The organism is Halostella sp. PRR32 (assembly GCF_034808085.1).
GTDB classification, from domain to species: domain Archaea; phylum Halobacteriota; class Halobacteria; order Halobacteriales; family Natronoarchaeaceae; genus Halostella; species Halostella pelagica.
On record NZ_JAXHGL010000004.1, the window covers coordinates 227,019 to 245,558 of the forward strand.

General features: G+C 61.8%; 14 protein-coding genes. 8 read left to right on the forward strand and 6 right to left on the reverse strand.

All coding sequences use genetic code 11. From position 1 onward, the window contains the following. Positions 1-36: 36 nt before the first annotated feature. Positions 37-966: a nucleoside hydrolase gene (locus tag SM753_RS15225; protein ID WP_323192254.1), complete on the forward strand. Its 930-nt coding sequence runs from the start codon at positions 37-39 to the stop codon at positions 964-966. Positions 967-1,056: 90 nt separating this feature from the next. On the opposite strand, the gene SM753_RS15230 is transcribed toward SM753_RS15225, so the two are convergent. Further along, the gene (locus SM753_RS15230; protein ID WP_323192255.1) at positions 1,057-2,463 is read right to left on the reverse strand and encodes an ADP-ribosylglycohydrolase family protein; all 1,407 of its coding nucleotides are present in this window, start codon (positions 2,461-2,463) and stop codon (positions 1,057-1,059) included. A 139-nt stretch (positions 2,464-2,602) separates the two neighbouring features. Beyond that, the gene (locus tag SM753_RS15235; protein ID WP_323192256.1) at positions 2,603-4,258 is read right to left on the reverse strand and encodes a 5'-nucleotidase C-terminal domain-containing protein; all 1,656 of its coding nucleotides are present in this window, start codon (positions 4,256-4,258) and stop codon (positions 2,603-2,605) included. Positions 4,259-4,562: 304 nt separating this feature from the next. Between SM753_RS15235 and SM753_RS15240 the strand changes: the two genes are divergently transcribed. The 6 genes from SM753_RS15240 to SM753_RS15265 all read left to right on the forward strand — a co-directional run bounded on the left by SM753_RS15240 (position 4,563) and on the right by SM753_RS15265 (position 12,256). Then, complete coding sequence (locus tag SM753_RS15240; protein WP_323192257.1) at positions 4,563-5,870, forward strand: Tat pathway signal protein; 1,308 nt, start codon at positions 4,563-4,565, stop codon at positions 5,868-5,870. Positions 5,871-5,979: 109 nt separating this feature from the next. Next, on the forward strand, positions 5,980-7,131 hold the full coding sequence (locus SM753_RS15245) for an iron transporter (protein ID WP_323192258.1): 1,152 nt from the start codon (positions 5,980-5,982) through the stop codon (positions 7,129-7,131). Between the two features lie 145 nt (positions 7,132-7,276). Then, positions 7,277-8,344: a BMP family protein gene (locus SM753_RS15250; RefSeq protein ID WP_323192259.1), complete on the forward strand. Its 1,068-nt coding sequence runs from the start codon at positions 7,277-7,279 to the stop codon at positions 8,342-8,344. A gap of 87 nt (positions 8,345-8,431) precedes the next feature. Next, complete coding sequence (locus tag SM753_RS15255) at positions 8,432-10,000, forward strand: ABC transporter ATP-binding protein (protein ID WP_323192260.1); 1,569 nt, start codon at positions 8,432-8,434, stop codon at positions 9,998-10,000. After that, positions 9,997-11,211: an ABC transporter permease gene (locus tag SM753_RS15260; RefSeq protein WP_323192261.1), complete on the forward strand. Its 1,215-nt coding sequence runs from the start codon at positions 9,997-9,999 to the stop codon at positions 11,209-11,211. The genes SM753_RS15255 and SM753_RS15260 overlap by 4 nt, the downstream gene beginning before the upstream one ends. After that, on the forward strand, positions 11,204-12,256 hold the full coding sequence (locus SM753_RS15265) for an ABC transporter permease (protein ID WP_323192262.1): 1,053 nt from the start codon (positions 11,204-11,206) through the stop codon (positions 12,254-12,256). The genes SM753_RS15260 and SM753_RS15265 overlap by 8 nt, the downstream gene beginning before the upstream one ends. Before the next feature lie 240 nt (positions 12,257-12,496). On the opposite strand, the gene SM753_RS15270 is transcribed toward SM753_RS15265, so the two are convergent. The 4 genes from SM753_RS15270 to SM753_RS15285 form a co-directional block, all read right to left on the reverse strand. Then, positions 12,497-13,405: an EamA family transporter gene (locus SM753_RS15270; RefSeq protein ID WP_323192263.1), complete on the reverse strand. Its 909-nt coding sequence runs from the start codon at positions 13,403-13,405 to the stop codon at positions 12,497-12,499. Between the two features lie 90 nt (positions 13,406-13,495). Then, positions 13,496-14,422, reverse strand: a complete 927-nt coding sequence (locus tag SM753_RS15275; RefSeq protein ID WP_323192264.1) for a nucleoside hydrolase — start codon at positions 14,420-14,422, stop codon at positions 13,496-13,498. A 473-nt stretch (positions 14,423-14,895) separates the two neighbouring features. Further along, positions 14,896-16,092, reverse strand: a complete 1,197-nt coding sequence (locus SM753_RS15280) for an integrase (RefSeq protein ID WP_323192265.1) — start codon at positions 16,090-16,092, stop codon at positions 14,896-14,898. Between the two features lie 225 nt (positions 16,093-16,317). Then, the gene (locus SM753_RS15285) at positions 16,318-17,427 is read right to left on the reverse strand and encodes a Xaa-Pro peptidase family protein (RefSeq protein ID WP_323192266.1); all 1,110 of its coding nucleotides are present in this window, start codon (positions 17,425-17,427) and stop codon (positions 16,318-16,320) included. Between the two features lie 222 nt (positions 17,428-17,649). Here SM753_RS15285 and SM753_RS15290 point away from each other — a divergent pair, with 222 nt between their 5' ends. Beyond that, complete coding sequence (locus SM753_RS15290) at positions 17,650-18,414, forward strand: IclR family transcriptional regulator (protein ID WP_135535905.1); 765 nt, start codon at positions 17,650-17,652, stop codon at positions 18,412-18,414. Positions 18,415-18,540: the final 126 nt, after the last annotated feature.

Below are 18,540 nucleotides of genomic sequence, written 5' to 3' on the forward strand. Positions count from 1 at the left end.
TATAATTATAACCCTTGCCCAGAGGATCGTAGTCACATGGTAACACGAGTACATCTCGACGTAGACCCCGGGAGCGACGACGCCGTAATGATCGCGATGGCGCTCGGCCACCCGTCGATCGAGGTCGCGAGCATGAGCACCGTCGGCGGTAACTCCACCGTCGACAACACCACGCGGAACGCACTCGCCATACTCGAACGGTTCGACCGGACCGACGTTCCGGTCGCGCGCGGGGCGAGCGAGCCGATGGAAGGGACGTTCGACACGGCGGAGTGGATCCACGGCGAGAACGGGATCCGCGGCGATCTGTCGGAGCCGTCGACGGAACCGGTCGAGGCCCACGGCGCGGAACTGATCGTTCGGCAGGCCCGCGAGCACGGCGACGACATCACAATCGTCGCGGTCGGCCCGATGACGAACCTCGCAATGGCGCTCCAGCTAGAGCCGTCGCTCCCCGACATGGTCGACGGCATCTATCTGATGGGCGGCGCTGCGACGGTCGCGGGGAACAAGACGCCGATGGCCGAGGCGAACTTCCACAACGACCCGGTCGCCGCAAGTAGAGTGATCCAATCCGGACGGCCGTTCATGGCCGGCTTGGACGCGACCCACGATGCGACCGTTTCGGGGGAGATGATAGACGAGTACTCCGGACTCGACGAACCGTACGACATTGTCGGTCCGTGGCTCGACTACCCCGACGAGATCAAGAGACTCGGCGGGGGGATGGACCCTGCGATCCACGACGCGGCGGTCGTGGCCCACCTGATCGATCCGGAAGTCCTGACCTTCGAGTCGTACTACCTCGACGTCGAGACTACCAGCGGGCTCTGCCGGGGAGCGGTCGTCTGCGACGAGCGGAGGGTGACCGACAACGACCCGAACGCTGAGGTCGCGGTCGCGGCCGACACGGGGCGGTTCAGAAGCGTGTTCGAGGAGGCCATCGACGGACTCCTCGAAGGGTGATAGGAGCTGTTGTACGTCAGTTCGGTAGTTCGTCGATGCGGGGTCGGCGAACACCGGGACACAGGTCCAACAGTCCTTGAGAGTGGTTCGCTATTCGCCCGTCTCGCGAACGAGAGAGAGCGTCTCGGCGGCGAGGTCCGAGATCGGCTGTCGCTGGTAGGAGACGAGCGACGTCTCCACTGTGTCGTCGAGCGGGTCTGTCCAGTCGTTCGGGAGCGCCTCGGCACCGTGGAGTAGCCCGAGAATCGACCCGAGAGTCGCCGCGTGCGAATCGGTGTCGAACCCGGCCTGGACGGCCAGACAGAGCGACTCGCCGAAGTCGCCTTCTCCCCAGAGGAGTCCGATGGCGAGTACCTCCGCGTTACTGATCGTGTGGACCCAGTCGAACTGGTTCGATTCGTCCCACCGCTCGTGGACCCGCTCCACGGCCTCCTCGTAGTCGAGGCCGTTCTCCCGCCACTCGATCACGTCCGAAACGGCCTCCGCCAGCCGGCACTCGGCGGGGATCTCGGACAGCCCGATCTCAAGCAGCCGTCGGGGGTCCGACTCGAAGGGCGCGGCGGCCATCATCGCGGCCGCGAACATCTCCCCGTAGATGCCGTTTTTGACGTGGCTGACAGAGGCGTCCCGCCACGCGTACTCCGCGGCCTGCTCGGGGTCTCCCAGGGCGACGAACCCCCACATGTCCGCGCGGATCAGCGCGCCGACGTGCTCGCGGTACGGGTTCCGAAGCGTCGCGGATTCCGGGGGCATCACGAGGTTCAGCAGGTTGCGGTAAGCGACCCGCTCGGCGGTGTACGTGTTGAACACCGGGAGGTTCTGGAGCCAGTAGTTCGCCACGTCGACCGGCTCGAAGTCGACCCCGTACTCGTCGAGGATACCCAGCCCGACGGCGACGTAGTCGATATCGTCGTCGACGGGCATGTGGGGCACGTCGTTGACGAACATGCTTCCCTCCGCGTCCGACGACTCGACCGTGTTGTAGATGTCGTACTCCTCGGCGAGTTCGTCGTCCGAGCGCATGTAGCCGCTGAGGGGGAACTGGTTGCTCGCTTTCAGGTACGAGTGGATCTTGTCGCGGGACCACCCCTGTACCGGCTTGCCCAGAAAGCAGCCGGCCACCGCACCGAGCCAGCCGCCGTAGATCACGTCGTACGGGTCGTCGAGGTCATCGAACCCGCCCTCGATCTGTCGCGGCCCCTCCGGGCGCGCGTCGCGGATCCCGTCGAGCGAGGACGGTTCGTGATACGGGAAATCCGGCCGGACGGGGAGTTCGCGGCTCGCATCGAGGAGTTCGTGTAGTTCCTCCTGGGTGACCGCGTCCGCGTCGAGGAGAGCGTCGAACCGCTCTTCGAGTTGCGAAACGTCCCTGCCCTCGTCTCTGCACTGGCGGCGCTCGTACTGTACTTCGCGTTTGTTCGGGTCGAGAAACAGCGGCGACGGGAGCGCGTCTTCGATCTCGACCTCTATCATCCCCGGATCGTATTCAGCTGTCATACTGTTGAAGGGTGCCTCCGAGCCAGCATAAAGATATGGCCGGTTCCGTCCGGTCAGCGTCACCGAGGCCAGCCGGCGAGTGCGGCCTGCCGGGAAGCCGTTCGCCGCCGGGAAACGGAGGAGCGGGACCGCGTGGACGCTACTCGGTCGCGATCCGTCCTTCGACCTCGGGCGATATCGTTCCGTCGGCCTCGACCGAGTTCGCGACGATAACTGACAGCAGTTCTCCCCCGTTCGCGTCGATAATGCGCGGCGCGTCCTGGAACATCGTGTATCCGTCGCCGCCCGTCGCGGTGAAGTTGTTCGTCGCGACGGTGTACGTCGCGTCGGCGTCGAGGGGTTCCCCGTCGATCAGCACCTCGGTGACGCGGTCGCCCTGGGACTGGTCCGGGTCGTAGGTGTAGCTCATCCCGCTCACCTGGAGGAACCCGCCACCGCCGGTCGAACTGAGTTCCAGCGCCTCGACCAGGGTTTCGCCGGACACCTCGATGGTCACGAGGTTGTTCCCGAACGGGAGGACGCTGTACACTACTCGCTTGGAGATGTCCCCTTCGGGATACACCTGGTCCGTCCGGATCCCGCCGCCGTTCTGGATGGCGACGTCCGTGTCGCCACGACTGCGGAGCGCGTCGGCGATGTAGTTCCCGAAGTTGGACTCCTCGTGACGGACGACGTCCTCACGCGCATCGAGCGGAACGGTCGTCTCCCCGATGACGGTGTCTAGCTTGTCACTGAGTTGTTGCTCGTACCCCTGTGCGACTTCGAGGACGTCCGGGTGGGGTTCGACCTCGCCTTCTTCCACGGCGGCGGCGGTGTCGTACACCGTCAGGCTGTGGTCCGTCCGCTCCCCGTCCTCGACGGTGAGCGTGAGTTCGCCGAGGTACTCGTACTCGTCGTCGACGAACGAGAGCACCGTGTCGTTGACGACCGAGGGCTCCTCGGAGAACGTCGCGGCGTGGTCGCCGACGATAGCGTCTATCCCGTCGACGTTCTCCGCGAGTTCCACGGCGGCCTGACTCGCCACGTGTGACATGACGACGACGAGGTCGGCCCCGTCGTCCCGCATGTCGCTTACGGTCTCACTCACCGGGTCCACGAGGCCGGGAACGTCGGTGGTTTCCCCCATCGAGGTGATGGTGGGTGCTGCGACGTTGATGATGCCCGTGAGTCCGACCGTAACATCGCCAGCGTCAACGAGTTCGTACCTGCTCGCTCCCTGTTCCGCGCCGAAGACATCGCCCGTTTCGGTGTTTCGGACGTTCGCGCTCACCCATTTGAACTCGCTGTCAGAGATGCGCTCGCGGGTGACGTCCGGGCCCATGTCGAAGTCGTGATTGCCGAACGTGTCGAACTCCAACCCGCCCGCGTTGAACGCGTCGGTTATGTGTTTCCCGTCGAACTGCGCGGAGAGCACGGACGACGCCAGGTCGTCACCGCTGCCGAGCGTTATCGAGTTCTCGTTCCGGTCCGCGATCTGGTTCATCAACTCGAAGTACGTCGCGACGTTCGCTTGCCCTTCGAGGTCGCCGTAACTCCCGTGAACGTGCGTGTCGTGTACGAGCGTCACTTCGCCGGAGGCCGGTTTCGCTTCGGTCGTGTCGGTCTCGCTCGGCTCCGTCGACTCTTCGTCGTCCGGTTCCGTCGTGTCGCCGTCACCGTCCGACGACTCGTTACAGCCGGCGATCCCGGCCACGCCGACGGCGGCAGTGGTCGCGATGAACCGTCGCCGGTCGATACCGTTGTCCGAATCAGTGTCACTGGTTACCGAGCGCTCGTCGTCAGCCTTCTCTGACATGTCATCATATAGCGTGTAACTGGGTAATAAAGCCTCTCCTGCAGTCCCACGCAGGAAATTTTCGCAAATTTACTATATATTTGCAGCCGTTTGCCGGAAAACCGACACCACGAGATATATGTAGTGTCTGTGACGGGTCCGCCGCCGAATACCTGCAAGCGTGGGCACGATACATCCGGCGACGCCGAGCGGTTCCGCCGCGATCAGTGATGGCTCAGTTTCGTGGTTCGATCCATCGAAACATGCGCTGTCGGGGCGAGAGGCCGGTGAATTATTTATGACCCGCTCCAAGATACAGTACGTAATGAGAGAGGACCCTGGGAACCTGACGCGTCGAGAGGCGCTCCGTGTGGCCGTCACGGTCGGTGGGGCAGCGGGGCTTTCGGCGTGTCTCGCCATCGAGGACGGTTCCGAGGAATCGACAGACGCCGAGCGTAGCCCCGAACGAACGACAGAGGCCGACGCCCCGTCGGAACCCCCGGACCGGCAGCACGCGTGGAACGAGTTCTCCGGCCCGGACGAGTACGGCAACCCGGTTCTCCCGAAACACCACGTGTTGATCCTGGCCGACTACACTGCCGATGGACCGGTCGACGACGCCGACCGGACGCGGGCGGAAAACGCGTTCCGGGAACTGGAGCAGGCGTACGACTGGTCGTCGACCGGCCTCCTGTTCACCGTCGGATACACCCCGGCGTACTTCGACAGGTACGACGACCCGCTTCCGGAGTCGGTCGACCTGCCCCGACCCGAAGCGTTAGCCCCGTTCGAGGACCCGGAGTTCGACACGCCTGACCTCCTCGTTCACCTTTCGAGCGACCGTGCTTCGGCGGTGCTCGAAGCCGAACGCGCCCTGTTTGGGGACTCGGAGACGGTCAACGGACACGACGTGAGCGAAACCCTAGAGGGGTTCGTCGAACGAGACGACCGTCGAACGGGTTTCATCGGCCCCGGCCTCCCGGCCGAACACGACGACGCAGACGGGGTTCCCGAGGATGCGGTCCCCGAGGAGGCACCCCTGTTCATGGGATTCAAATCGGGGTTCGCACGCAACCAGGCGACGGAAGACGGCGTCACGATCCCGGACGGGCCGTTCGCAGGCGGCACCACTCAGCACCTGTCGCTGATACGGACGGAGCTAGAACAGTGGTACAACCAGGACTCCCGGGAACAGCGCGTCGCCAAGATGTTTTCCCCCACGCACGCACAGGAGGACCTCGTGGAGGGCGTGGGCGAGACCCTCGGGGATTCGACACGGGTCGAGGAGACCGGGATCGCCGAACGGGTCGAGGACGACGCGTTCGAGAGGGGAGTTGTCGGACACACGCAGAAAACGGCCCGTGCGCGGGACGAAGACGGGAATCCGCGCCTCTTACGCCGGGATTTCGCGACGGTGGACGGCGGGCAAACCGGTGTGCATTTCCTCGGCCTCCAGGCGTCGATCACGGACTTCGTGGAAACACGGGAGGCGATGAACGGCGAGGACGTGGCAAACGTCGGCGGCGTCGGCACCAAGAACAACAACGGTATCCTCCAGTACATCACGGTGACCCGCCGCGGGAACTATCTTGTCCCCCCGCGTTCGAAGCGGTCGTTCCCCCGTCCGAGGTAAGCGGCGTCCGGTAAAGGAGCGCTCACCCGAACGGTGGGTTCCGAGTGCTTCTCCCCCAACTGTTTATGCAAGCCGACAACTAGTGGAAAGTAGTGAGTCATGCCTACGTATGAAGGAGACTGAGGCAGCCACACGCCGGAAGCTCCTCGCCGCGGGAGCGGCAGCGTTCGGAACGGTCGTGGCCGGCTGTTTGTCCGGGGGCGAGGACACCGAAACCGAACGGACGACCGGGACGGGGACAGACGGGACGACACCGGCCACCGAAACGACCGAGGAGGACCTCCCGACGGTCGAGTCCCAGGACGATCCGATGGTGTACGTCCCGGCACACAGGAACGGAATGCGGATGGTCGGTATGCAGGACGCCGGCCCGTACACGGTGGCGATGTCGTACACGTTACTCCACGACTTCTGGGTGTTGACGGGTCAGGACCGGAGTTACGTTCGGATAGAGGACGGACAGGGGATGCATCTCATGGCGTCGGTGTGGGACTCGGAGCACGGGCAGGTCGTCCCACTGGGGAGCCCCCCGGTCGAAGTAAGAGACACCGAAGGCGGCGATGTCATAACCGAGAAATCGATGTGGCCGATGCTGTCCCAGCGGATGGGGCCACATTTCGGGGACAACGTCTCGTTTCCGGACGAGGGGGAGTACTCTGTGCGTCTCACGCTGGACCCCGTCTCTGCGAGGCAGTTGGGCGACTATCGCGGCCGGTTCACCGAGTCGGTGACCGCCGAGTTCGACCTGCTGTTCAGATACGACATCATGAACAACATCCGCGAGGAGTTCCTGGACGAGTCCGGGCAAGCGGGCGCACTCGAACCGATGGAGATGAGCGGGATGCCCGACGGACAGCTTCCGGAGCCGATGGACCTACCGGGACGACACGCAGGCGTCGCAACGAGCGCCGACGCGAAGTTCGCCGTCCAGCTACTCGACGCGACTCCCGCAGGGATCGACAGTTCGGACCCGTATCTTGCAGTGTCCGCTCGAACCCCGTACAACCGGTATCCGCTCCCGTTTATGGGTCTCCGTGCGACGGTGTCTGATGGCACTGAGCGGAAGTTCCGCGGCCCCTTGAAGGCCGGTATCCATCCCGGTCTCGGGTATCACTACGGCACACCGGTTCCGGCTCTTTCGACGAACGACGAGTTGCTCCTGGAGGTCGGGTCGCCGCCACAGATAGCGCGACATCGCGGCTATCAAACCGCGTTCATGGACTTCGACGATATGTCGCTCGCGCTCGGTGATACCGAATAGCCTGAACGAACCGCCCGACACACGGATTTCTGTGTCCCGGGCACTGTACCCATCACCCGGAGTCCGGCAGTTGCTTACTCCTTTTCATTTTATCGAACTTCGATGCAACCCTTAAGTATAAATAACATAGGCGTTTTGTTGGCCTATGCCACAGACTAGCCTAGGACGAAGGGCATACGTAAAGGCTCTCGGAGCGGGTTCAGTCGTTAGCATCGCTGGCTGCCTCGGCGGGGACGACAGCGGCTCCGACGATTCGGTCAACATCGCGATCGTGTACCCGGTCGCGGGACTCGGTGACCAGGGATTCAGCGACAACGCTCAGGTGGGGCTAAAGCAGGCCGAGGAGGAACTCGACATCACCTTCGCGGAAGGTGAACCGAGTAGCAACTCGGAGTATCAGGACTTCCACAATCAGTTCGCCGCCTCGCAAGACCCCGACTACGACCTCATCATCGGACTCACGTTCGACCAGGTCACGCCGATCAAGAACGTCTCCGGCGACTTCTCGGACCAGAACTGGACGCTGATCGACGCCGCGGTACAGGACCGGGACAACGTTTCCAACATCTCGTTTACGGAACACGAGGGGTCCTATCTCGCCGGAACGCTGGCGGGCCACATCGCCACTGAAGGGTTCGAGTCGGAGACCGCATCTGCGCCCGGCGAGGGCGTCGTCGGATTCGTCGGTGGCAACCGTAACCCGGTCATCGAGCGCTTCGAGGCCGGCTACCGCGCCGGCGTCAAGGATGTCGACGAGAGCATCGAGTTCCGGTCCGCGTACGCGGGTGCATTCAACGCGCCGGACCAGGGCCAGTCGATCGCACAGTCCATGTACAACGAAGGCGCCGACATCGTGTACCACGCCGCGGGTGGGACCGGTATCGGCATGTTCGAGGCCGCTCAGGAGGCTGGACGGCCCGCGTTGGGGGTCGACACTGACCAGTCCGTGACGGCGAGTGACTACTCCGACGTCATCGTTGCGAGCATGCTCAAGCGAATGGACTCGGCCGTGTACACGACCATCGAAAACATCGTGAACGACGAGTGGGACGGGTCCTCGAACGTGCAGTTGGGCCTCGATGACGACGCTCACGAACTCGTGTACGGGGACTCGATCGGAGACGCCGTCCCCGATTCGGCCAGAGAGATGGTCGACACCGCTCGCCAGCAGATCATCGATGGCGAGATATCACCTCCGGAAACGGTGGACTGATACGACACTGTCCAGTCAGGAATGAGAAACTGAGACTCGAAGGCTATTTAAATACCATTATCAAATGTTCCAACAAACCGTGGACATATGAGTCACTCAGTCGAACTAACGGACATACGAAAGACTTTCCCTGGGGTCGTCGCCAACGACGATGTCAGTCTGAGCGTCGGTGGCGGCGATATCCACGTCATTCTCGGGGAAAACGGCGCGGGAAAATCCACGTTGATGAACGTTCTGTACGGGCTGTATCAGCCCGATAGCGGAACGATCCGGATCAACGGCGAAGAGAAACGTTTCGACTCCCCACAGGACGCGATCGACGAGGGCATCGGGATGATCCACCAGCACTTCAAACTGGTCGGCCCGATGACGGTGACCGAGAACATCGTTCTCGGCTCCGAACCGACAGACTCCTTCGGGATCGGCGTGGACATGAAGACCGCCAGACGAGAGGTACGGGAGATCAGCGAGCGGTACGGGTTCGACATCGACCCCGACGCCGTCGTCGAGGATGTGAGCGTCGGCGTCAGACAGCGCGTGGAGATCCTGAAGGCGCTGTATCGGGGTGCGGACATTCTCATCCTCGACGAGCCGACGGCCGTGCTCACGCCCGACGAGATCGAGTCGCTGTTCGAGGTGTTCGAGGAGCTGATCGACCAGGGGAAAACTATCATCTTCATCACGCACAAACTCGACGAGGCGATGACTGTCGCCGACGACATCACGGTGTTGCGTGAGGGTCAAAACGTCACGACTCTCCCGGTCGAGGAGGCGACGAACAATCACCTCGCTGAGCTGATGGTCGGGGACGAGGTTCTGCTCGAACTGAACCGCGAGCCGCATCCGAAAGGTGACGTACTGCTCACCGTGGACGACCTTCAGGTGGCAAACGACGACACGACGCTGGTCGAGGGCGTCGACCTGACCGTCCGGGAGGGCGAAACGCTCGGCATCGCCGGCGTCGACGGGAACGGGCAGTCGGAGTTGTCGGACGCGATCGCGGGCCTGATCGACGCCGACGGCGGATCGGTTACGTTCGACGGCGAGGACGTCACGGACTGGGACCGCAAGCGACTGAACGACGCCGGGCTCGCGTACATCCCGCCGGACCGGCAGGAACAGGGGCTCGTGATGAACTTCGACCACGGCGAGAACGTCATTCTGGGCGAACAACACACCTTCCCGATCGGACGCCGGATGCGGGACGACGAACTGGCCGAGAAGATAATCGAGGAGTACGACGTTCGGACCTCAGGCACGGGAGCGCCCGCGAAGTCGCTCTCCGGCGGAAACCAACAGAAACTGCTCGTCGGCCGCGAGCTAGAGCGGGACCCGAAACTGGTCATCGCGAGCAACCCGACGCGGGGGCTAGACGTCGGGAGCATCGAGTTCATTCACGAGCAACTGCTCTCCGTCAGACGCGACGACAGGGCCGTGCTGCTCATCTCCTCGAAACTGGACGAACTCCAGCAGCTCTCGGACCGGATCGCAGTGATGTACGAAGGGGAGATCATCGACACGGTCGACCCCGAAACCGTGACCGAACGCGAACTGGGACTACTGATGGCTGGACAGGAACTAACGGACGTTTCCTCGAACTCCGCTCGCGGAGAGGGAACGTCACAGACAGCGGGTATCGACGGTGAGAGCGAATGAGCGACGCCGGACCGAAACTCCCCGACAGAGCGAAACGGATCCTCGGCCGTCTCGTCGACGCGTCGGCTAGAGAGCGCATCCTCATCAGCTTCGCCTCGCTCGCTCTGGCGCTCGTCGTCGGTGCGATCCTGCTGCTCGCGTCGGGTGCGTTCGCGACGTGTGGCTCGCCGTTTCTCGTGTTCGGCGGGATCGAGTTCTGTTACAACCCCATCGAGGTGTATCGGGTGATGTTGAACGGCGCGATCGGTTCGCCGTACAGCATCGGCTTGACGCTCCGGGAGACCACGCTGTTGATCCTGGCCGGCGTAGCGGTCGCCGTGACATTCCAGGCCGGCATCTTCAACATCGGGACGCAGGGCCAGTTCGTCGTCGGCGGCCTGGCGGGTGCGGCACTCGTGCAGTACACGGCCGATATACTTCCGGCCAACGCCGTCGGCGGGATCCTGCTGTTCGTCCTCGGCCTCGCCGCCGCGGGAGTTGCCGGTGCGCTGTACGGTGCGCTCCCCGGCGTCTTGCTTGCCTACTACGACGCCAACGAGGTCATCACGACGATCATGTTGAACTTCATCGCGACCGCAGTCGCGTTCACGACCGTCAGGTCGTTCCTTCGAGAGGGGGCTGCCGTCCAGACGGCACTGGTCCCGGACTACGCCGTCCCGCCCAGTATCGTCTTCCCGGAGGCGTCCTCGTTTTCGGTGCTCATCTTCATCCCGACGCTGCTTATCGCGTTCGGCGCGCACTACATGTTGAAAAACTCCCCGCTGGGATACAACATCCGTCTAAGCGGGGAACAGCCCGCTGCGGCGAAGTACAGCGGTGTCGACGCCAAACGCGTGATCGTCCGGACGTTCACCCTGTCGGGACTCATCGGCGGTCTTACGGGCGGCGTGTTCGTCTTCATGGTGCTCGGCTACTGGCAGCCGAGCGTTCCGCAGGTCGGGTTCGACGGCATCACCGTCTCGGTGCTGGCGGCGAACAACCCGCTCGGCGTCATTCCGGCGGCGGCGCTGTTCGGCGTCATCAAAAGCGGCGCGATAGCGCTCGACCTGCAACTCGGCGTGCCGCGCCAGCTAGCCGGCGTTCTGCGAGGCATCATCATCCTGTTCGTGGCGATGCCCGAGTTCATGCGCATGATCGGGCGAAAGTTCGGACTCGGAGAGACCTCGGCGACGCCCGCACAGGAAGGGATAACGGAGGAAAACGATGATTGAGAACACCCGATTAACCCGTCGGCGCATCGGCCTGCTAGTGATCACTGCAGTCGCGGTTCTGGGCGTGGTCGCGTCACCGTACAGGACCGATATCCGGAACCTCTTCACCGTCGGCTTCTTCAACACCGCGCTTACGCTTGCCGTCCCGATCACGCTCGCGGGGGTCGGCGGCCTCTACTCCGAGAAAAGCGGCGTCATCAACATCGGTATCGAGGGGCTCTTGATCGCGGCCGCGTTCACGAGCGTTCTCGTCACTGGGACGACCGTGAGTACGGTCGGCGCGGACAACGCGGTGTGGCTCGGGTTGCTGGCGGCAGTCGTCGTGAGTACGCTCGGCGCGCTGCTGTTCGGCGTTATCTGCATCAGATACAAAGCCGACCAGATCATCGCGGGGCTGGCCATCTGGTTCGTGTTCCTCGGCCTCGCACCGTTCTTCAGCCGCGTCTACTGGGGTCAGATCAACAGTCCGACCGTGGCGACGTTCGACCAGATAGCGATCCCGGTCCTCTCGGAGATCCCCTGGCTCGGTACGTTGCTGTTCACCAACTATCCCACCACGTATCTGATGTTGATCATCGTCCCGGTCGCGTGGTACGTGCTGAAGTTTACCTCGTTCGGGATGTGGGTCCGTGCGAGCGGCGAACATCCGGAGGCGCTCGACACCGCCGGCATAAGCGTAAACCGGGTCAGATACGCGAGCATCATGATCTCGGGAGCGCTCTCGGGTATCGGCGGTGCGGCCATGACGCTCTCGACCGTCGGCCAGTTCATCGGGCAGGGCCAGACCATTGTCAACGGTCGCGGCTTCATCGGTATCGTCGCGTACCTCATGGGGAACTACAACCCGATCGGAACGTTCGGGGCGGCGGCGCTGTTCGCCGGACTCGACGCGCTGCAGGTCCGCCTCCAGCAGATCGGCTTCGACATCGCACCGGAACTGTTCGGAGCGATCCCCTACATTGCTGTCATCGTCGTGCTCGTCTTCTTCGGCTACACGCGGATCCCCGACCGCGCCGGGGAGAACTACGAAAGCGGCGACGACTAGCGGACCTCGGCCCGCGTGCTGCCGTTTCGTCTTTCTCCGCCGAACTACCGCTCCCGTCTGCCTCTCGATCGAACGAACGACGGCGGCGCGACAAATCTGTCCTCCGCGGATCGAGATTCTCGTTTCGGTGCCCAACCGAGCGCGGAGCGAGCCGTCTCGGTCGAGAACGTCGACTCGTCGCCCTCGAGGCAAACGGATAGTCTGTTACACCGCAACGCTTGAAACGCGTTGACGCCGGCGCTATCCGGAGAGAGAGACGACTGTCGCACCGACGATGATCATTACGGTCGAGACGACGATGAGTGGGGTGACCTCCTCCAGTTTCGAGGAGAGAAAGACAGAGGAGAGCCCGACGACGATGAGCGGTGACGTCTGAATGAGTGGGACTGCGATGACGACTGGTGCCGTTTCGAGCGCCGAGAACGCGGCGACGAGGCCGAGCGTGGTCGCAACGCCGGCACCGAGATACCACTTGGCGTACGGTTCGCGGGCTATCGAGGGGGAGGGGAGCCCCGACGTGACGCCGGTGTACACCGCGAAGCCGGCAAAGGCTGTGGTGACGACTATCGCGGATCCGGGAAGGATCGACCCGCCCTCTGCGAGGGCGATGGAGACGAAGATCGGTTCGATGCCGAGAAACACTGCCGCGAGGATCGGGAGCGTCATCAACAGTGTCAGATCACGGCGTGAAACCTCGAGCGCCATGCTCTCCTCGGTCTGGTAGGAGATGACGGCGATCCCCGCGACGATCAGGACGACGCCGACCAGGTGGAACGGTGTCAGCGATTCGCCAAGTACGAGAACGGCAAGGAGCGTCGCGAACAGCGCGTTCGCCGAGACGATGGGCGACGTTCGGTTCGCGCCGATGCGCTGGATGCTACTGAACGAGAAGATGCGAGCGAACAGCGATCCGCTCAATCCCGCAGCGGCGAACGCGGCTATCGCCTCGGTCGACATCGCCGAGATGTCGTACAAAAGCACCGCCGGCGGGATGAGCAAGACGACGTTGCTGAGCAGGGTCACGAAGACGACGTCCGTGACCGAACCCTTCTGCGTTCCCAGTCGAACGAACAGGTACTGGAACGCGAACATGAGCGATGCGACCGTCGCAAGGATGGTTCCGAGGAGGGCGTCGGAGAGTTGCAGCATCTAGTACATGATTTCGCTTTAGGAGGCACATAAGACCACGTTTTCCGGAGCCAACCGCCTGGTTCGGTGCCGGGGTTACAACAGAGCCTCTCAGTATTTCGCGACCGAGTCGAGGAGGAGGTCGACGAACGCCTCGCGGTCGATGTCGACACCGACGGACGCGTTCGGCTCAGCGTCGAGAACGCCGTACCGGTCGCAGACGGTACGGCCGAGTGTGTGTTCGCCGTCCGTCTCCACCGCGACGTGCATCGGCTCCGTTTCGATGACATCTCTGTCCATCACTTCCGCGACTGCACACGCGTCGTGGATGGGAACGCCCTCCCAGCCGAACCGGTCCTCGTGGAACCGGAGGAAGAAGTCGAGCCACTCCGCGACGGTTTCACCGACATCGGAGCCGAGTTTCCGGAACCGGTCGAAGGTCTCGGCGCGAACCCGCGCAGCGCGCGTCACGTCGAGGCCGATCATGGTGACGGGGACGTCAGACCGAAAGACGATGTCAGCGGCCTCCGGGTCGACCAGGATGTTGTACTCCGCCGCCGGCGTGTAGTTCCCCGTTCCTACAGCTCCGCCCATCAACACTATTTCGTCGAGGTGTGATTCGACCTCAGGATGGCGTTTGAGCAGCATGCCGACGTTAGTGAGGGGGCCGGTCGGCACCAGCGTGACGCTCCCGGCCTGCTTGGCCGTCCTCGCGATGAGGTCGACGCCGTCCTCGTCGACTGTGTCGACCGTCGGTTCGGGGAGGTCGGGCCCGTCGAGGCCGGACTCGCCGTGGACGTCGTCCGCGACCATCAGGTCACGTACCATCGGTTCGGCCATGCCGCTCGCAACCGGAACGTCCGTGCGGTCCGCGAGTGTCAACACCTGCCTTGCGTTCCGCGTAGTCTTCGACAGCGTCTGGTTCCCCGCGACGGTCGTGATCGCGCGAACCGACAGTTCGGGCGCAGTCAGCGCGAGCAGCGTCGCGATCGCGTCATCGTGACCGGGATCGCAGTCTAGAATGATGTCCGTCGTCATCTGTATAGTACTCGTCTTCCTGTTGACCGGAGAGAACTAATAGCATTGGGTAACTGAAGGTTTCGCGTGTAGTTTGACGAACTCGACTAAACGATAGTTTGCGGGTGCGAGTCAGTCGCTTTCGGAGAACGAGACTACTGCTGTGCTAGTCGGGCAGATCTCGAATTTTACATCTGGAGCGACCGAATCCCGCTCCGCTCGCTATGTAAAACCATACAGGACCGCACCAGCTTGCATCGTACCATTACTGCCTAATATGAACGATAGCAGAGTATATTCTCTAACTATAAAAATAATGGTAGTTATTTATGGGTGCTTGCAACAGATATATTACTCATAATCCAGCTCTATTCGCGACTGTAGAACAAGTATACGGGATATCATAGTATGTGGAAGCAACACCACACGACGATACTGGAGAGCGAGCAGTTGCTACACGATAGGACATATCGTGGAGTGTCGCGAGCGTATCGCTACCCCTCGTCGCTGAACACGTCGGACCCGATGTCGGAGAGTTCGCTCGCCTCGATGTGCGAGTACATCTCCGACGTCGTCGACGGGTCGGCGTGGCGAAGCGCCCGCTGGGCCGCCGAGTGTCCGGCTTCACGGTAGTACATCTCGCCCGCGCCGCGACGGCCGCCGTGCAGCGTCAGGTAGTCCTTCGGATCGTCGCTGGTGTCGACCCCCGCCGCGTCGCTCAGCCGCTTGAACAGGCGTCTGCCGCCCGACGTTGACAGTGCAGGGGGCGTGCAGTCGAACTCGCGTATCGCGGCGAGCGGGTCATCGAACGAGTTCAGACGGTCGTCGATATCGTCTTCGCTATGGCCCCGATTCCGCAGTTCGTCCCGTGATTCGTTCCAGAGGCTCGGGCTGTGAAACGTCGGAAACAGCGGCCAGTCGTCGTTGGGGTCGAGAACCTCTCGCCACCGTCGGATCGCCGGAAGCGGCTTGTCGGTGAGCGGTGCTTGCTCGTCGTTTTGGCTCTTGCCGAGCACCTCGATGGTACCCGCTTCCAGGTTCAGATCCGCCCACGTCGCACCGTTACGCCCGTCGCGGTCGTCGTCGCTTTTCGACAGTACCTCGGCTCCTCGGACCCCGGAGTAACCGATCAGGTACGCGAGCGCGCGGTCTCGGACCGGCGCGAGCGCGTCGTGTCCATCTGCGTCTATCGCCTCGTGTGCTCGCTCGTCAAGATGGCGGAGGAGCCTCTGTCGCTGTTCCGGACTCCAGAACTGCTGGTTCCCGGACGCCCGCGACGGCCGGTCAGGCATCGCGTCGATGACTCTCGGGCCGTCGGCGGGGTTTTCTTCGATCTCTCGCCACGTCTCACACCAGCCGAGGTACGTTCGGACGGTGTTGAAGTACGTCCACGCGGTCGCCCGAGTGATCCCCCCGTTTGAATCCCCGTCGTTCGCTTTGACGCGGCGTGAGAGATACTTCGTCCACCGTGCGAGGGTCTGTTCGTCTACGTCTTCCAGGTACCTGATGTCGCGTTCTTCCATCCAATCGACCCACGTGGGCAGGACCCGTTCGAGCTGGGCGGCGTACGAGCCGGACCGCGACCCGTCCTCGTGAATCGCGGTCGCTTTGTCGTCGAGAAAGTCTTCCAGCGGATCGGCGAGCGCGGTTTCACTGCGTTCCTCCGGCATCTCGGTCTGGCGTGGGTCCATCGTCTAGTACCTGTCAGCCTCACCGTACTAGAATGTACTGCTGTTTTACTCCTAAACGTGAGTGGAAATGATGTGATATCCGATAGCTCTTTTTGGGTTCTATATTAATTATCTATATATACTACGAATAACGATATATGTGGCACAGAATGCAGAGTGACTGATGCAATTTATCTGGGACCGACGCAACCGGCGTATCCTATCCGGCTGAAATAACCCGGATGCTTAGAGCGGTTTCCAGGTCCGGGGCGAGTCGTTGAGGCGTTCACAGCCGTTCTCAGTCACCCTTACGAGATCCTCGATCCGAACGCCGAACTCGTCGTTGAAGTAGATCCCCGGTTCGATGCTGAACACCATACCCGGTTCGAGTTCCCGGTTATTACCGGCGACGATGTACGGCGCTTCGTGGACATCTAGTCCGACGCCGTGGCCGGTGCGATGTGTGAACCATTCTCCGTAGCCGGCTTCTTCGATGACGCTACGAACTGTTCTATCGACTTCAGCCGCAGTGATACCTGGTTCGACGGCGTCTACACCCGCGTCAAGCGCCGCATGGACAGTGGCGTGAACGGTTTCGAACTCGTCCGGGGGCTCTCCGTCGAATACGACAGTTCTCGTCTGATCGCCGGGGTAGCGATCGACAGTCGTTCCGAAATCGAGTACGACCGGGTCACCGCTCCGAATCTCGCGGTCGCTGCTGCGATGATGCGGGCGTGCCCCGTTCGGGCCCGACCCGACGATGGTAGCAAAGGCTGGGCCGGTCCCTCCCTCTGTTAATCGCCGATTGATCTCTTCTACGAGTTCCGACTCGGTCATCCCGATAACCTCGTCGCCCAGGGAACGGATCTCCCTGCTCACCTCATCTGACGCGGATGCGGCTGAGCTCAACGAATCCAGTTCGTCTTCGTCCTTGATCATGCGCAGGTCGTCCAGCACGAGCGTGGCACGTTCGAATTCCGCTTCGGGGAGTTTAGACTGTAGGTCGAGCAGGAACTTCGCCCACAGCGATTCATTGACCAGTACGTCCCCCTCCTTAACGTTGTGACGGCTGAGAGTCGAGTCGATGATCGAATCCGGCCCTGTCGTATCGTCCCAGGTTCGGATATCCTCTACCCAGCTTGCGGTGTTTATCTGCTCGTAATACATTTCCGGAGCGATAAACGTCGGGTCGCCCTCGTCCGGAAGCACGAACAGGAGATGGCGCTCGCTCGGTTCGTCGTCGAACCCCGTCAAATAGTACATGTTCGAACCCGGTCCTATCACCAGCGCGTCTGCTTCCCGCCGGCGCAACTCCGCTTGGCAACGTGACGTTCGGCGTTCGAAAACTGATCCCATACCCCCTATTCAGTGGGCGGCCGTATTTAAGTCCCCATATTACGTCTGGGAATAACTCGGACTGAGTGTTCCTTTCTCGGGAACTCTCTTCGTTCATTGCCGCACTGCCATTCACTCGCGACTACTGTATCGGAATATCGGTTTCAAAATACAGTCCGACAGCAATAATCCCCTGTTCCATAACTATATTACACGATAGGAGCAAAGAGGTATCAAATCGCCATGAGCAAAAAAGATCCAACTATCCTTGAAACACCTGAAAACTCGTTTCAGATAGTCGAATCACTCAAGGAATTAGACGGTGCAAATCTAACTGAGATCGCGAGACATACCGGCTTAGCGAAAAGTACCGTCCACGACCACCTCTCTACCCTTCAGTATCACAACTACGTCGTGAAAGAAGACGACGAATACAACGTCGGGCTCGGGTTTTTCGAGATCGGTGAATACGCTCGACGACGTCTGAAAGTGTATCAGACCGCCCGTCCCGAGATCAAAGAACTAGCGAAAGAGACGGGTGAACTGGCGAACCTCATGGTCGAAGAGCACGGCAGAGGCGTCTATCTCCACCGAGAACGAGGGGATAACGCTGTCACGTTGGACACGTACACTGGAAAGAGACGATACTTACACCGTACCGCTCTCGGGAAGGCTATTCTCGCACACCTCCCCGAGGATCGGGTCAACGAAATACTGGATCAGCACGGGCTCCCGCAAGCGACTGAGAACACTATCACCGACCGAGAGAAACTCTTCGACGAGTTAGAGAAGATACGAGACGAAGATATCGCATACTGCCGCCAGGAGAGAGTGAACGGACTGAAGTGCGTTGCCGCCCCGTTTCTGAGTTCGAACAACGAGGTACTCGGTGCGATAAGCGTCGCAGCTCCGACGACACGGATGAAAGGGGAGCGGTTCGAGGAGGAGATCCCGGAACTCGTTCTTCAGGCAGCGAACGTTATCGAGATAAACGTAACGTATTCCTGATAACCCTCTACGCCCTCCCGTTATTCCGGTCACAGTTGAACTCTTCAGGTATTCTTTCAGCTGTTCTCCGAACAGTATCGTCTACCTCTCCCGGACTCTGCGTACCGTCCGGAAACGAGAGTAGCC